The organism is Paraburkholderia ginsengisoli NBRC 100965 (assembly GCF_000739735.1).
In the GTDB taxonomy this organism is placed as follows: domain Bacteria; phylum Pseudomonadota; class Gammaproteobacteria; order Burkholderiales; family Burkholderiaceae; genus Paraburkholderia; species Paraburkholderia ginsengisoli.
On the sequence record NZ_BBJF01000019.1, the window covers coordinates 47,859 to 64,179 of the forward strand.

General features: G+C 60.1%; 11 protein-coding genes. 2 read left to right on the forward strand and 9 right to left on the reverse strand.

What is annotated here, in order from left to right:
• Nucleotides 1-7: 7 nt before the first annotated feature.
• The 4 genes from BGI01S_RS23715 to BGI01S_RS23730 form a co-directional block, all read right to left on the reverse strand.
• Nucleotides 8-1,018, reverse strand: a complete 1,011-nt coding sequence (locus tag BGI01S_RS23715; RefSeq protein ID WP_042328528.1) for a glycosyltransferase family 2 protein — start codon at nucleotides 1,016-1,018, stop codon at nucleotides 8-10.
• A 121-nt stretch (nucleotides 1,019-1,139) separates the two neighbouring features.
• Complete coding sequence (locus BGI01S_RS23720; protein WP_174447439.1) at nucleotides 1,140-2,582, reverse strand: hypothetical protein; 1,443 nt, start codon at nucleotides 2,580-2,582, stop codon at nucleotides 1,140-1,142.
• A 20-nt stretch (nucleotides 2,583-2,602) separates the two neighbouring features.
• Nucleotides 2,603-3,718 (reverse strand): glycosyltransferase family 4 protein, encoded by a 1,116-nt coding sequence (locus tag BGI01S_RS23725; RefSeq protein ID WP_042328529.1) that lies wholly within the window; start codon nucleotides 3,716-3,718, stop codon nucleotides 2,603-2,605.
• Nucleotides 3,719-3,782: 64 nt separating this feature from the next.
• On the reverse strand, nucleotides 3,783-6,125 hold the full coding sequence (locus BGI01S_RS23730; protein WP_174447437.1) for a polysaccharide biosynthesis tyrosine autokinase: 2,343 nt from the start codon (nucleotides 6,123-6,125) through the stop codon (nucleotides 3,783-3,785).
• A gap of 1,377 nt (nucleotides 6,126-7,502) precedes the next feature.
• Here BGI01S_RS23730 and BGI01S_RS23735 point away from each other — a divergent pair.
• Together BGI01S_RS23735 and BGI01S_RS23740 are read left to right on the forward strand one after the other, a co-directional pair.
• Entirely contained in the window at nucleotides 7,503-8,426 is a 924-nt protein-coding gene (locus BGI01S_RS23735) for a helix-turn-helix domain-containing protein (RefSeq protein WP_174447438.1), read from the forward strand.
• Nucleotides 8,427-8,471: 45 nt separating this feature from the next.
• Nucleotides 8,472-9,479, forward strand: a complete 1,008-nt coding sequence (locus BGI01S_RS23740; RefSeq protein WP_042328533.1) for an ATP-grasp fold amidoligase family protein — start codon at nucleotides 8,472-8,474, stop codon at nucleotides 9,477-9,479.
• A 66-nt stretch (nucleotides 9,480-9,545) separates the two neighbouring features.
• On the opposite strand, the gene BGI01S_RS23745 is transcribed toward BGI01S_RS23740, so the two are convergent.
• The 5 genes from BGI01S_RS23745 to BGI01S_RS23765 form a co-directional block, all read right to left on the reverse strand.
• Nucleotides 9,546-11,111 (reverse strand): hypothetical protein, encoded by a 1,566-nt coding sequence (locus BGI01S_RS23745; RefSeq protein ID WP_042328534.1) that lies wholly within the window; start codon nucleotides 11,109-11,111, stop codon nucleotides 9,546-9,548.
• 1,057 nt (nucleotides 11,112-12,168) lie between these two features.
• Nucleotides 12,169-12,876, reverse strand: a complete 708-nt coding sequence (locus BGI01S_RS23750; protein WP_042328535.1) for a substrate-binding domain-containing protein — start codon at nucleotides 12,874-12,876, stop codon at nucleotides 12,169-12,171.
• A 14-nt stretch (nucleotides 12,877-12,890) separates the two neighbouring features.
• Nucleotides 12,891-13,574: a 4-carboxy-4-hydroxy-2-oxoadipate aldolase/oxaloacetate decarboxylase gene (ligK, locus tag BGI01S_RS23755; protein ID WP_042328536.1), complete on the reverse strand. Its 684-nt coding sequence runs from the start codon at nucleotides 13,572-13,574 to the stop codon at nucleotides 12,891-12,893.
• A gap of 2 nt (nucleotides 13,575-13,576) precedes the next feature.
• A complete protein-coding gene (locus tag BGI01S_RS23760) occupies nucleotides 13,577-14,602 on the reverse strand; it encodes an amidohydrolase family protein (RefSeq protein ID WP_042328537.1) in 1,026 nt (341 codons plus the stop codon).
• Nucleotides 14,603-14,728: 126 nt separating this feature from the next.
• On the reverse strand, nucleotides 14,729-16,078 hold the full coding sequence (locus tag BGI01S_RS23765) for an MFS transporter (RefSeq protein ID WP_042328538.1): 1,350 nt from the start codon (nucleotides 16,076-16,078) through the stop codon (nucleotides 14,729-14,731).
• Between the last annotated feature and the right edge of the window lie 243 nt (nucleotides 16,079-16,321).

A 16,321-nucleotide genomic window follows, 5' to 3' on the forward strand; every position in this document is an offset into this window, starting at 1 on the left:
CTGGACATTAGCGCCCAGCCACGCGACGGCGCGCAAGCGGGTTGGAGATATAACGCACCGCAAAGTCGGACAGCGGCGAGTAAGGGAAGAGACACAAACCTGAAAGCGCGAGCGTGCCCAGTTTTTTCTTGACGCTCCAGAACGGATTCGCGACGATCGTATGCAAGTAGCCGCGAGAGTCGCGCATCATCCAGCGCCAGCGGCTCAAAAGCGTCGCCTGATAAACGCTCGAGCAGAAGGTCGCCTTCTCGTGCGAAAAGTCGTGAAAGGCGGGCGGCAGTTCGATCTGCAGTCGTGCACGAGCGATATTGCGCAGGATCTCCCAGCGCAGGTTGAAAGCCCTCGGCGCCTTGTTGAGCTGCTCCGAGTTGGCGAACGAGACGGTCTCGCTGTCGGCGTTGTGTACGCGGTAGCCGCCGAGCGCCTTCGGCACCGTCGCAATGGGACCCGTCAATGCCGCACCGTAGATTGCATAGAAGTCCGCGCCATAGCGGTTAATGCCCTCCTCCGGCACCGGGAAAACACGCCGGAGCCCACTCACACGATAGGCGTTCCCCGACGCGGGAGGCGACGGATACAGCCAACCGCCGCGCAGCAGCTTTCCGCAATCGTGCGGCGGTTCGCTATGGGGCACATACGCGCCGATCGACCTGCCGACACTGTCCATCACGTCGAGCTGGAATTGCACCTTCGCCCATGCGCCGTCCGCGAAGAGCCGCATCACTTCGGAAACCGCGCTCGGGTAAAGCACGTCGTCCGAATCGAGGAAGATCGCGTATTCCGTTTCGAGTACCGCGATCGCGTAGTTGTACGCCGACACCTGACCGCCATTCTTCTTGAAGATGGCGGAAATGCGCGTGCCGTACGTTTCGATGATGGCTCGCGAACCATCGGTCGAGCCATCGTCGATGACCATCACCTCCGTTCCCGGATAGTCCTGTGCGAGCGCCGAATCGATCGCCTCGGCCAGATAGTGCTCGTAGTTGTAATTGCAAATCACGACAGTGACGTGGTTCATAATTTCCCGGCGCTATTCAAAAGTTCGGTCCGCCGGCATCCGGCAACCGTGAAACTGACGACACACACAGCCAACCCGCCCGCGTCAACCGGATCGAGCGCCACCCCGCCCGATCGCCTTGCTACGCGGCTCGCCGAATGACGACATAAGCCAGGTGTTTCGGCGGATTGTTGCCGGCACCGTTGACTCGTTCCGGCACCTTGAATCGAACCTTCAGCAACCTGTCGTCCCACGTCAACGCAACGTCGTCGCGAGCACTTGACGCGCCGGTCAGTGCATCGATCACCTCGACCTGCGTCACGCGCGACGACAGCGGCAGGAGTCCCGGCACGAACACTGTTTGCCAGCCCGGGTCCGCCCTGACCTGCATCACGACGTCGTTGCCGGACAGCAAGGCGGTTCCCGAGGCGCCAGAACCGAACTGCAACGGCTTCGAAAAACCGGCAAGCGAGCCGCTGACGGTTTGCCGAAGCACGATCAGACTCTGGCCCGATACGTTGTAAGTCCGCTCGGGCGGTCCTCGATGCGTGAGACGAAAAGGTTCATAGCCGTCCCAGTGATAGATCATCGAGAGGTACTTGTCCGGCTCGTCCCAGTTCCTACCCAATGCCCACACGGCGAAGTCGAAGAAATAGCGCGCCACGTAATGCGGATCCTTCATGTACTCGTTACCGATTTCCGTTTGCCAGATTCCTCGCGCGGGACCGTTCTTCACGTACTGCTGATACAAAGGATCGAGATCGGCAACCGACAGGTAGTGCGTGTCGAGGTAATCGACCCAATCGAGCATGCGCTCCTTTAACACGGGACTCCTGTACTCCAGCCACTTCCGGAAGTTGCCGAGCCCGCCCTGATCCGGCCAGCCGCCATACACGACATACGCGCGGTAACTGCGGATGATGCGCGCCGCCGGAATATGAATGCGCTCCACGTAGTCCTGCATCGCACGCTCGTACGGCTTCGCACGCTTCTGGTCGGTGTCGAAGTCCGGGCCATGCCAGAACGTGGATTGCTGCAAACCGCCGGACAACTTGCCGGCCGCCTCGTTCCAGATCTGAAAATGGCGCAGGTTGAACGGCGGTGCGGAGTACTTCCGCACTACCGCGTCGACATAGCTCGTCCACGCCTTCTCATCCACAGGCGCCGAATTCGAATCTCCCGGCACACTGGCATTCCACTTCGGCGTGTAACCGAGCAGCAGCAGCGAGCCAATCCCATTGCGATCATTTCGAAGCAGTACCGACGGCAGATCGCTATCGAATGCGAAGCCGGTCCTGTCGACGCGCATCGCGTCTCCCGGCCCGTGCGGCTGGCCAGGTCCCACTGAATCTCGTCCCCAACTGATGCCCATCGCGCGCCACATCTGGACATCGCCCGCCGATCCAGGCCAGCCGTTCGAGCCGATCAAATCGGTAATCCTGCGAGTGCCCGCGCCTGCGGGCCGCGCATCGGACGCCAACGCGAGCACGCTCTTCGCGCGCGCCAGCGGTATCGTCGCGCCGGCGAGCGCCGCAAGTGTGCGCAACGCATGCCGTCTGCCGGCACTCCTCACGACGCGATCCATCCGCCGACCCAGAAACATGCCTAACTCGTCGACGCGCGCGGCGTCAGATCCGGCAAGCGGTCACCGGTGTGGCCGTAGAGAATCTCGAGCACTTTCTGCGCCGACTGTTCCCAGCGAAACTCGTGAGCGTGGAGCAAGCCCAGCGCGCGATGACGCTGGCGCAATTCCGCGTCGCTCATCATCTGCGCGATCTTTGCGGCGATGTCGTCAGCCGAAGTCGCGTCGCAATACATCGCGGCATCGCCGCACGCTTCCGGTATCGATGCGTGCGAAGAGGCAATGACCGGGCAGCCGCAGTACATCGCCTCAAGCGGCGGCAGTCCGAAGCCCTCATACAACGATGGAAAAATGAGGCAACCCGCGTTCTCGTACAAGGACTTCAATTCGCCGTCCGAGACGAAACCGGCCCACAGGACCTGCTTCGACGATGCCGGCTTCCCGTCGCCTTCGCTACTGAAGATGCGCGGATTCCGGCCACCCACGATGACGAACTTCACGTCGGTGAGATGGCCGAGTTTGTCGATCGCTTTCAGAGCCCGGTGCAGGTTCTTTCTCGGATCGAGACTGCCGACGATCACACAGTACGTGTCTTTCACGAGCCCAAGGCGGTTCAATACCTCCGGATTCGATGCGACCCGATCGAGATGATCCGCGCCGGGCGTCACCACCGTGACGCGCGATTCATCGATTTTCAGGTGATGGCAAATGCGCGACTTCGAGAACGAAGAAACCGTCAGGATCATCGGCCGGGTGTGTGGCAGCACCGCAAAGCAAACCCGGTACCAGAGCAGAAATTTCCGTGAGAAGGCTTGCGGGACGTCGTAGATCGCCATGTCATGAACCATCACGACCTGTCCGCGCTTGAACAGCGGGTTGGTGTTGCACAGATTCAGGAGCGTCATGCCCCGCGCCGCAATCGGCAGGGTGATCTGTTCCCACAGCGTGCCGCGCAGCCACGGAAAACGCCGCTGCCGCTTGAGCAGCACGCCCGGTTCGACCGCATTCTGCGGGACGAAAACCTCCAGTTCATCGCCGGGAATGGCGCGCATCTGCATGGCTCTCGTGAGTTCATACGCAACCCGTTGAACACCTGTGACGGGTTGCGATGTGAACTTTCCGTTGATTGCAAAGGTCATCGGGTTCTCCGTTGAACACCGTCACGAAACAGCACGGACTGCACTCGCTCACGTCAGGACAAGATCAATGCGCGGTTTCCAGATCGCCGATATCGCTCGCGTAGTTCGTCGAGTAGCCGTAATTGCGTGTACTTCGCCTCAACGGAATGCCGTTGAAGACCGCGCCTGCAATGCGCCCTTCGGCGCGTTCCATCTTCTTGATCGTATCCGCGATTTCTTCCTCGCTCTGCATTCCCGAACGCAGGACGAGCAGGGATGCGCCCGCCTCACTCGCGATGATCGATGCGTCCGTGACCGCGAGAAACGGAGGCGTATCGATGATCACCAGATCGAACTGCTCAGCAAGCCGATCCAGTACCTCCTTGAACCGGGGCTTCATGAGCAGTGCCGCGGGGTTTTCCGGGCGCATGCCGCAAGACAGGAACGTCAAGCCTTCGAGGTGGGTCGGGCGCAATGCGTTACGCAAAGGCATGCGCTCCGCGAGCACTTCGGACAGTCCGCCACGATTGCTGCCGTGGAACAGCAACGCGAGATGGCCGCGGCGCATATCGGCGTCGATCAGCACGACCCGCGAGCCGATTTCCGCGTGCAGGATCGCGAGGTTGGCGGCCACGAAACTCTTACCCGCCGAAGGCGTCGGCCCGATAACCATCAGGATGTTGTTGCGCGCGTGCGTGAGATCGCGCGTCATCGCGGTACGTACGGCACGAAGCGCCTCGACCGACGTGTCGTGCGGAAAACGCGAGGCCAGAATCAGGCTGTTGTCGCCATCCAAAGAACCCGCATTACCGATTGCGGCCGCATCGGCGCGAAACTGGAGTTCGGGCGACGCCTTCTGCAATGGCAGCGTGCTTCGCCCTCCCAAACCGGGCAGCGATTTTCGGACCACACCAGCGGAAACCCGGTCGAGCAGCAGTTGCTGTTGACTGAACAGAATCTCCCCAAAGACAGGCACGCTCATGCGGCGCTCCACGTACTTGGGGTCGGTGACGCCAGTCATCACATGGCGGCGCATGAACACCAGCGTGACGCCGGAAACGAGACCTAGCAGCAAGGCTCCCGAAAGCACGATGGCCGGTTGCGGCTTGACCGGACGGTGAGGCCTGATTGCCCGGTCGATGATATGCGCGCCCCCCGTGGTGCTGGCGCGCCGCACCTGCAATTGCTCGGCCTTCTGCACCATCCCGAGGTAAATCGCTTCCGCCACTTTCTGCGCCCGAAGCAGATCGACGCTCTCGCGCTCGGACGACGGCATGCCACTGAAATGGCTGTCGAATTTCGCCTTCGCGTCCTGCAATTGCGTCAGTTGCGTGTCGATACTCTGCACCCAGCGGCTGTTCGCCGTATAGCGTTCGAGCAGTTGCGTGCGCTGCAATTGCAGGGTGGCAATCTGCCGGTCGATATCCAGGCCGCCCTGCAGATAGGCTTGCGCTTCGGTCGTCGGTTGCATCGACTGCGAATTCGCGCGGAAGTGTTTGAGATCGTCCTCCGTCTTGCGCAGATCCGCGAGCAGCCGCGGAAGTTCGCCTTTGATGAACGCGAGCGTGGTCGTGTCGTTAAGTTGCCGGCCGGCAATTGCTGTGGCGAGGTACTGCTGCGCCAACGCATTGGCGACTTCGGTCGCCTTATCCGGACTCTTGTCCGCGTACTCTATTTGCAGAAGACCCGAGTCTTTCACTTTGTCGCTGACTTTCACCAGTTCGCCAAAGCGCTTGATCGCGTCGAGCTCGTTCCAGCGAATGACCTGGAACTTCGTCCCGGGCCGCGCATCCAGCTCCTTCACGAGCATGGACACGCCGTTCTCCACGGCCGGGGTACCCACCACGCCTCTGACGAGCAACTGATCCGACGGTCCGAGCAATTCGTATGCGCCGTTCTCCAGAGCCACGAGGGTCAGCTTCTCTTCCTCGAGTTCTCGCGGTACTTCCAGAGAGCCAATCTGAACGCGCTCTCCGCCCCACGCAAAAGACTTCAATCCCAGCCACGCAGCCGACGGCTCTCCGGGCGTGGCGAACTTCTCGGCAATGTCGCCCAGAATCGGCACCTTGTGCGGCTTCACCGATACATCGAAGCGGTATCTGTCGATCACCGGATCGAGTACCGAGCGACTTTGCATCACGGCCATTTCAGTCACAGAAGACGGCGCAGGCTGCGGCAGCATGTCCTGGCTCTGCAACGCGAGACCAAGCGCATTCGGCTCGGGCGGGTCCACGCGCACGAGGACGTCGGCGGAATAGATCGGCGTGGCGATGAGTAGATAGGCTACCGCCAGCGTCAGAACAACCGCCATCGTGACAATGATTTCCCAGATGTGATCGCGCATCAGCGTGAGCATCCCCCTCACGCTGAGTTGACCACGCTCGATACCGGCAGCCGGAGAGAGCGAATTTAGAGGGTAGTAATCCACCGGTTGATCCTTCCATGTTCGATGGGCAGAGTAGCGATTCGATACTGCTCTGCTGCACCACCAGTTCGCGATCTGCAACCGCCGCCGGCCAGGGTGGGTATGGCATTGACCGGCAGCACCTCGGAGCGACGTGCTGGGTTAGAGTGGGTCGGAGAACCGCGTTCGGGACCGCGTGAACGACGGAGGACGCTACGGCCAATTGCCTGTCTTCCACACCATGACTACATCGCCAGCAACGCAACTTCCTTCCACCGACGACCTCGACAAATTCAGACTGCTCGATCATTCGTGCTACGAAAAGCTTTCATCATTTCGCGAAGAAAATTGCGACGTATTGACTGTTATGTAATTGCTGGCCCCCACCGCAAAAGCAGAAGTAACGAATTGGGATCTCGGTGGCATTGATGACGCCGCCCTATCACTGCACAGGTAGTTCGACAGAAAAGCCCGCGGTCAATCGCTCGCGTCCGACATGGCTATCCATTCGCCAGTCAGACGCTAGCCCCGTAGGTCGATCTCTATGTATGCGAACGCCGGACGGTCCAGCCTTACGCCGGGAATGCCCGACGCGACACGCTCGACGCAAGCCCCGCACGCCGCTGTGGGCAAGCCTTCACGTGAACGCGCACCAGTCATCTCGCGCAACGCATTCAACCTGACAAATACAAATCCGGCGATCCGGGAGGACAACAATTTGACATCTCGTCGCCAAAGCCGGGCGATGGCGCGTTAAAGAGCATTACTCATAATGCGGAGTCGGAAATAGTCCAATTCAACTCGCCTATTTCTCTCTCGATGTTGCGGTGAAGCATAGCCCGTTGAAAAAGCATCAATACAACGTCGGCATAAATTCGGGTGTTAATGGCCGATTATGTGGAGGCGATTACGCATGCAGCGGCTTGCAGAAAGCCTTGTTGCTTTCTGCAATTGATGTAACAGAATTATACGGGTCAGGCCAAATACGATAAGCCGATCGCCGTATGGCCTCTTCTACGCGAAATGCCGATTTAATAGCGCTTATCCGGCTACAGCCCTTACCGGATCGAATGAAAGGTACTCGCACGAGGCACCATTCACAACAATCCTGCGCTTTAGCTACGGAAAAAGTTTCTGGTGGAAATACATGTTAGAACGCTTTTTCACAGAATGCGAGGTAAGAATTTCTCCGATCATGACGATTACGCCAAAACACCCGCGAACACCGGCCAAGTTCGCTCAGTCAATTTCGATGCGTTAATCTCGCTACTAGAGTGATTAGCTTGTCCGGGAACTCAGCCTGATGACTTCCACCGATTTGCTTACGTCGGACGTGAATAGCGTCGGAATGGACTGACAGCGATGAAACACATTGGTCTTCTGGTTTTCCAGGAATGTTCGATGGCAACCACAGGAGCTATCGGCGACGCATTTCGTCTTGCTAACGAGTTCGAGAAAGCCGAAGGCGAAGAGCCGCCTTATCGACTTTCGGTGCTGTCGGATGCAGGGGGCCTGGTCACCAGCTCGTCCAGCATTTCGATCTGGACGCAAAGTCTCCAACGCTATAGCCTCGCCGATTTCCACGCCTTCTTCGTCGCGTGTCGTGACGCGACAGAAATTGCGGAATCCAACGATCGCTTTCTCGCATGGATTTCACTGCAGGGGTCCATTGCGTCCTTTCGTGTTCAGCAAGGTGCGAACCTCGCGGTGGTATGCAGGAACCCCTTGCAATCGACCGTGCCTATCTTTCTTTTTGATGACAGCAGTAATGCGATCCGCTCCGGCAGCAATGTAACACCGACCGACCTGGCACTTTCGCAGATCGAGCGCGATCTGAGTTCCGAAACGGCGCGAAAGGTAGCGCGCGTTCTGCAAGCAAGTCACGTTGAGCAAAACAAGTCGGAACTGGACGACGCAAACGTGACCACGACGACCGAAAAAGTCCGCGAGTCGGCACGCTGGATCAAGGAGAACTACAGCAAGGCGATCTCGGTCGCTCAGGCAGCGGAGTCCGCCGCGATGAGCAAGCGCAATTTTCAGCGCCGCTTCAAATGCGAGTTCGGTATGACCCCACTCGAATATCTATTGCGTACGCGGTTTGAGGTTGTCTCCGCGATGCTCAGGAATACCGATCTGCCCGTCGACAAGATTGCACGGCGATGCGGGATGGGCGATGGCAATCGCTTGGGGCGGCTGTTCAAGGAGCGGTACGGCATGTCGCCCACGCAGTTTCGAGCTCGGCAACACTTCGAGCCCGAAGAGCGATACGCGGCTCCCGAGGAAAGCTGGAATGCCGCAACTGAGACCGTGCGAGAAGCTCCTTGAGACTCTCACTACAGCTTCGCGATGCCGCCCAGTCAGGGATGAAAAATGACGACTATCAAGTCCGCTCCGTTCGACGGGGATGCCCCCGCATCCGCTCCGAGGCATAAGGAAGCCACGTTGTCTGAAGATAGGGTACCCGCCGAGGCGAGCCGCGTAGCGATCGATCCTTACCAGCTACCGCAGCGGTCGGTCCCCACGATCAAACGGATCAAGGAGGCGGCGAAAACACTGCTACCGGACTCTCTTTTCCTGAGTCTGTTGCATCATAAGTGCATCGGCCGCTATCCGAATCTGGTTCGCCCCGTGACCTTCAATGAGAAGATCCTGCAGCGCAATCTCAGGCCCGATCCCCGCTACATCGAATTGACCGATAAGCTTCGGGTCCGCGAATACATCGCCGCGAAGATAGGCGCGGAGCATCTCATACCGCTCGTCGCGACGCCGGAGGTCTTCACGCGCGAAGTCTTCGATGCGCTCCCGAATGCTTTCGTCATGAAGGCGAATCACGGCAGCAGTTTCGTCGAAGTGGTGAGAGACAAATCCGACACTTCTTTCGAGAAGCTGAAGCGTCGCGCCGAGCAATGGCTGGCTATCGATTTCTACGACATTGCGCGGGAGCGGCACTACTGCACCATCAAGCCGCGCATCTTCTTCGAGCACCTGCTGCTCGACGCACGCGGCCAGATACCGGCGGACTTCAAGGTGCACTGCTTTGGTGGACAAGCGGGACCGCCGATCCTCTACATACTCGTGATATCGGACAGATTTGGAAGCGCGACGCATGGCGACGTATATGACGCCAACTGGAATCATCTCGACATCGCGATCGGCTTCTACAAGCGCAGCGCCAAACCGGCTCCTCGCCCCGCGAACCTGGAGTCGGTGCTAGATGCCGCCGCCGCCCTCTCCGAAGACTTCGACTATGTCCGCGTGGACTTATACGCACCGGACAACCACGTCTACTTCGGCGAATTGACGTTCACGCCCGGCGCGGGCGTATTGCCATTCACGCCGGACCGTATCGACTACGAATGGGGAAAGCTGCTCACGTGAGCATGCGAGCCTTCCCTCGGCAATGCCAAGGAAAGGCTCGCGCTTCCGCCTGGAGAACCCACCGGGCTAGTTGTCCGGATTGGCCGCCGTGAAGCTCGTGAAAGCACTGTAGGACGGATTCAACGCGACACCGTTCGTCATAATGCCGTAGGTATTGTCGCCACTGTCGAGTACGTAGTACATCACCGACTGGATGTTGTGGGTCTTTCGCGCCTGATAGAAAGCGCCCAATCTGCCGGTGATGTAAGTGCCGCGATAGGCCTCGGTCTGCTCAGGGCCCGTATTCCACTCGGTGATGATGAACGGCACGCCATAGCGCGCCTTGCAATAGGTCGGCAGATCGAAGCCCGGACCTGCACCGTCGGACCCGACGTTGAAGATGTCGCCATACACCTCATAGTTGTGCCATGTCGTGATGTCCCAGCGCACCTTCGGATAGCCGCCGCTGCCGTCGGGCTGCATGCCGTCCCACAACGCGTCGGACGCGCCGATATCCGCCACGCAGAAATTGATACCGCACTTCGCGGAAGCCTGCACCGACTTCACGCCGTCGATCATCCCGCGCATCACGCCTCGCATGATCGGCCAGTTCGCATTGTTGAAGTCGATCGCTTTTGTACCCGCATACGTGAAGTCCATCACGGTCGCGCCTTGCCGGGTCAACTCATTGCCGCATTCGTAGATCGTCACGCCGTACGGCTGCAACGCGCCCGCCACCGCCTTGCCGACCGTGAAACCGCGGCTATACGCAGCGGATTCGCTGGCAAACAGAGTAGTGCCGGATTGATAGACGCCCTGATCGATCAGGACAAGCAGCTTGAGTCCCGCCGCCTGGAATGCTTGCGCCAGTTTGACCACGGCATTCAACTGGTTCGGGTCGTCCGTGCAGCCGACGCGGTAGCTCGTGCAACCCATACCCTTCAGGATCGACACGAGTTGTTCGGGCGTGTAGGTGTAATCGTAGTGGCCGTTGATACCGTAGAACATCCCCGCGCCTGGCGCTACGGCAATGCGCGGATCGCTGCACGGCAGCCATTGAGCGGCCACACCGGCGTTGACGTAGTACTGTCCACCCGTGCCGCAATGCCAGATCTTGCCGCCGTACCAGAGAACGAGCGACACGTTATACGTGTTGCCGACGGTCGCGCCGTTCTTGTAGATGACGCCGTTGACGAGCGTCCAGATTGCGCCGGTCTTGTCGATGATGTACGGCGACGAGGGGAGCGTCGTGCCGTCCGCGGAAGTACCGCCCAGACGCGGGTCGTTGCAGCCCGCCCAGTGTGAGCCGTTCCATGAATAGAACTGCCCGCCGGTCCCTTCGTGATAGATGGTCCCGTTGTACCACAACACCATCGACACGTTGTACGTGCCGGTGTCCTTCACCCCGTTCTTGCAGACCGAACCTTGCGAGAGAGTCCATACGACGCCCGCGCTATCCGTAATGGAAGCCGCCGGCGGAATCGCCGTACCGCTCGCGGAGGCGGCGCTCGAATGCGCCGTCGCCTTGCTGTCGGCCGATGCCGACGTACTGCCGCTATTACCGTCTTCAGAGCCGCCGCCACCGCAGGCGCTCAAAAGATAACTCCCACCGAGTGCTGTCAGGCAACCAATAAACCGACGTCGTTTTAGCATGGCAAATTATTTCCACTGTCGAGAAATATCTCGATCAAAATCCAAAAGATCAATTTTTGGAGGTTCTAATGGGTCGTCGAATTGGAAATGCATCTCCAATTCGCGTCACTGGTTAATAAGAGTCCTTCCAGTGCATGTCGAGCAGAGCCTGATAGCTCGATTAACTTCCGAACGCGGAGTTCGATGAAACGCGGCAATCCAACGGACGGGCATGACCCACCGTCCAGGATGAGCCCATGCGTGCGTCACTCGTGTTTGATAACCAAGGACGACGGTCCGGAACAAAAGGCCACTGCTGCCAAAAATCGGCCGTCGCGCGCCGCGCAAACGTTTCACTTCGCGGGTGCGCGCCCTGCCTCTGTCAGCAAATTCTTCCTGCAAACGCCTTGACCGGGGTGAATCGTACCCGCATTGACCGGACAGGCACAGAAGAAACGGTACTTTTTAAAGAAAAAGTATAAATATTGCTAATAATTTATAGCTTCGCAAAAAATCAGACTTTCTGCGGATGATCAGAGGATTGGATACGCGCAAACTTTGCGACTTCGACCCTTATAGATTCGGGTACTTTTGCCGAAAGCGTCCGAAACGACCGCCGCAGGTCGGTGCGTCATGCACCGTTGGAGCGCATTACCGGTAGGAACGGAAGCTGGCGCGAATGCCAGGGCAGCAGTGGCGTGCCCGAATAAGTTGGTTTTAGGCCTGCGTCGTGAGGGTTCACGCGCGCCACTGCGCTCTGATTTTCGACGTCTTTTTCGGCGCTTTTATCTTTTTCATCCGCATTCAAACATGCGCCAATGAATTCAGAATTGGCCGGAGTGCGAGAGTACGGAACAAGCGTCGTTATTCCGCCAACGTTCGCGAATAACGATGCTAACCGGCGCGAGGCCGGGCGTGAGAGGATCGCAAAGACGGAGCCGGCACCGCGCCAATTAGCCGCAAAAAGCCAATCACAACAACGCGGACTGTTTCAGACAGTTCACCGCATTAATCCGCCAGGTCGGACGTATTTGCATTGAAGCATTAAAGTGCCGGTGCAGCACGCGGTGTACTGCGCTCACGCCGGCTCCATTCCATTTCCGGACTTGACGCCATCGGCCTCGCGCGAGGTCAGAAACGCCAGCAGCGCCTGCGCGGCTTCGCGCTGATTCGACAGCGTGCAGATCGCGGCCGCAAAGACCGTCATCGACTGCGCCTCGGGCGGCAGCGCACCGATCACATCGATGCCCGGCAAATGGATCAGTTCGCTCAGTTGCTGGAAACCCAGTGCGACGTCGCCGCGTGCGACCAGTGCGCCGACCGGCACACCGGGCGGCGCCTGCACGATCCGTGACGCGATCGTTTCCGCGATGCCCCAACGCTCGAACAGGCGGGTCAGATGCGTGCCGCTAGGACCGGTCGAATAGCCAATGCTACGCGCGCCGAGGACCGCATCGCGCAGCGCCGCTTCGGTCCTGACGTCAGGATGCGGTTGCCCCGCAGCGACGGCCATGGCAATGCCCGAGCGCGCGAGCGCGACCCGGCTGGCCGGATCGACGCAACCGGCAGCGGCCAGGCGATCGAGCGCGTCCGCAGCCAGCACGACGATATCGAATGCTTCGCCATCCTGAATGCGCCGAGCCGCATCAACGCCGCCGACCGACTCGATCGCGACCGGTTGTCCCGACAAACGCTCGTAGGTCGCGGCGAGTTCGGCCAGCACCTGGCGCGTGGCCATCGACGAAATGCCGGTGATCGGCGTGCGCACGGTGTGACCGCTGACCATGTTCGCCGCCCTCTTCAGTCTTTGTAGCGGAGTCCGGCCTGTTCCAGCGGCCCGCGCATGTTGTACATATCCAGGCCCAGCACGCCGGTCGCCAGCTTCGCGCGCTTTTCGCCTTCGTTCGCTTCGCGTGCGGCCGCTTTTTCGAGCACCGCTTGCGCTGCCGCCGCCGGCACCACGACAACGCCATCGTCATCCGCGACGACGACATCGCCCGGCGTAACCAACGCGCCCGCGCACACCACGGGGATGTTCACCGAACCGAGCGTCGCCTTGACCGTGCCCTTCGCGGAGATCGCCTTGCTCCACACCGGGAAGTTCATCTCCGTGAGCACACTCACGTCGCGCACGCCGGCGTCGATGATCAATGCGTGAGCGCCGCGCGCTTTAAAGCTCGTCGCCAGCAGGTCGCCGAAATAGCCATCGGTGCAATCGGCAGTGACCCCCGCCACGACCACGTCGCCGGGGCGGATCTGCTCGGCCGCCACGTGCAGCATCCAGTTGTCGCCCGGTTGCAGCAGCACGGTGACCGCCGTGCCGCTCGCGCGCGCGCCGACGTAGATCGGACGCATGTACGGCTTCAGCAGACCCGTGCGCCCCATCGCCTCGTGCACGGTCGCCGAGCCGAGCGCACCGAGTTTTGCGGCGACGTCGGCGTTGGCGCGCTGGATGTTGCGATAGACGACTCCAAGTTCATACATGATTACCGCCCCTTCGATTTAAGCAATGCGCCCAGACGCGGATAGACACGCCGCGCATTTCCTTCGTAGATCTTCTGACGTTCTTCGGCATCGACGTGCGCTGCTTCGATATAGCGCTTCGTGTCGTCGAAATAGTGGCCGGTCTCCGGATCGATGCCACGGACCGCGCCAATCATTTCGCTCGCGAACAGAATGTTGTCGACCGGGATCACGCGCGTCAGCAAATCGATACCCGGCTGATGATAGACGCACGTGTCGAAGAAGATGTTGTTGAGCAGATGGTCCTTCAGCAACGGCTTTTTCAATTCCTGCGCGAGTCCGCGGAAACGTCCCCAGTGATACGGCACCGCGCCGCCGCCATGCGGAATCACGAAGCGCAGCGTCGGGAAATCGCGGAACAGGTCCGACGTCAGGCACTGCATGAACGCGGTCGTATCCGCATTCAGGTAATGCGAGCCGGTGGTGTGGAAGCACGCGTTGCAGCTCGTGCTCACATGCACCATCGCCGGAATGTCGTACTCGACCATCTTCTCGTAGATCGGATACCAGTAGCGATCGGACAGCGGCGGGCTGGTCCAGTGACCGCCCGACGGGTCGGGGTTCAGATTGATCGCCACGTTGCCGTACTGTTCGACACACTTGACCAGTTCCGGAATGCATGTTGCGGTGTCCACGCCGGGACTTTGCGGCAGCATCGCGGCCGGCACGAAACTGTCGGGGAACAACTGGCTCACCCGGTAGCACAGCTCGTTGCAAATAGCGGCCCACGTGCTGGAGATTTGCGCGTCGCCAATGTGATGCGCCATGAAGCTCGCGCGCGGACTGAAGATCGTCAGATCGAGGCCGCGCTCGCGCATCAACTTCAATTGATTACTTTCGATCGATTCGCGCAGTTCGTCGTCGCTGATCTGCAATTCCGACGCCTTCGGCATCTCCGACGGATTCTTGATGCCCGCGATCTGGCGGTTGCGCCACGACTCCAACGCTTTCGGCGCGGTAGTGTAGTGGCCGTGAATGTCGATAATCACGGTCTCTCCTCAGAAAATGATTTGACCAGCGACGCGTTGCGATACGACTCGCGCGCGCCGCGTTCCTGCTCGAGCGGCTGCGTGTGCCGCTCTCTGCGCATATCAATGTGCAGCTCGATATGCAGCTCAATGCGCCGCATTGGCGCTGACCGTCGCCTCACCCGCGCTCACGCGCTGACTCACGAGAATAGCAATCGCAGCCAGTGTAGCGGGGATCGCCAGCATCGCGAGGATCGCGCCGAACTGCCAGCCGAAGCCGAGCAGCGCGCCGCCGATTGCCGAACCGAAGATGCTGCCGAAGCGGCCCATGCCGAGCATCCAGCTCACACCGGTCGCACGCGCCACCGTCGGATAACGGCCAGGCGCATACGCGTTCAGACCGGTTTGCGCGCCGCTCATGCAGAAGCCCGCGGCAAACACCAGCAAGGCCAGCGACGACGACAACGCGCCGATATAACCCAATGCGAGCACGCACAGACCGCCGCCCAAATAGGCCGCGCTGATCACCGGCGCGGGGCGGACCTTGTCCATCACCCAGCCGACCAGCACTGCGCCGACTGTGCCGCCAATCTGGAACATCGCGGTAATGTTGGCGGCCGCGGTGACCGTCAGGCCGGCGTCTTTCATCAGCGTCGGCAGCCAGCCGGTCAGCAGATAGATCACGAGCAGGCCCATGAAATACGTGACCCACAGCGCGAGCGTCATCGAGCCATAGCCTTGCGAGAAGAGCACGCCGATCGGCTTGCGCGTCGGCAGTGGCGGTTCGCTGGAGACGAACACTTCGTCGCCGGCAAAGCGCGCGCCGCACACGCGGCCGAGCACCGCGCCGATACGCTTGGGCGATGCGCCACGCACGGCCAGCAAACGGGCCGATTCAGGCAGCAGCCAGATCTGGAACGGGATCAACAGCAACGGCAGCGCGCCGCCGAAGATCAGCACCGAGCGCCAGCCATGAACCGGAATCAGCCAGCCGGCAGCAAAGCCGATCAGCGCCGAACCGAGGTTGAAGCCGGTGAACATGATGGTGATCAGCAATGCGCGTTTGCGCTGCGGCGCGTACTCGGACAACAGCGTCGTCGAGTTGGGCATCGCGGCGCCCAGGCCGATACCGGTCAGCAAGCGCAGCACGGCCATCGCGGTCGGCGTCTGCGTGAAGGCGGTCGCAATCGTGAACACGCCGAAGAGGAAGACCGACGTAATCAGCACCCACTTGCGTCCGATGCGGTCCGACGCCGGTCCCGCCGTCAGCGCGCCGATCACCAGACCGATCGGCGCCGCGCTCATCACGAGGCCGAACGCGGGCCGCGAAATGCCCCAGTCGTGAATGATGGAAGGCGCGACGAAGCCCATGATGGCGACGTCCATGCCGTCGGCCGTCACGATCAGGAAGCACAGCGCCACCAGCAGCCACTGATAGGCCGAGATCGACCGTTCGTCGATGAACGCCTTGATATCAATTCTCTTACCGCTCGTCATTCCACTTGTCATCAGATTTCTCCTGTCTCCTTTACTGGTTTTATCGCGCGGCCGAAGCTCGTAGCTTCACGCTCTCGTTGGTCCCGCTTCCGGTCATGCCGATGGCGACTCGCATACCTTTCCCAAATGATCCGGACTGAAGGTAGCGGTTCGGCCTCCGGCTCCAAAAGGGCGGGTTAACCAGATGTGTGCACGGAGTATCCGCATTTTTGCTGTTCCGCATAGCAGCGCCGGCGGTCGAAA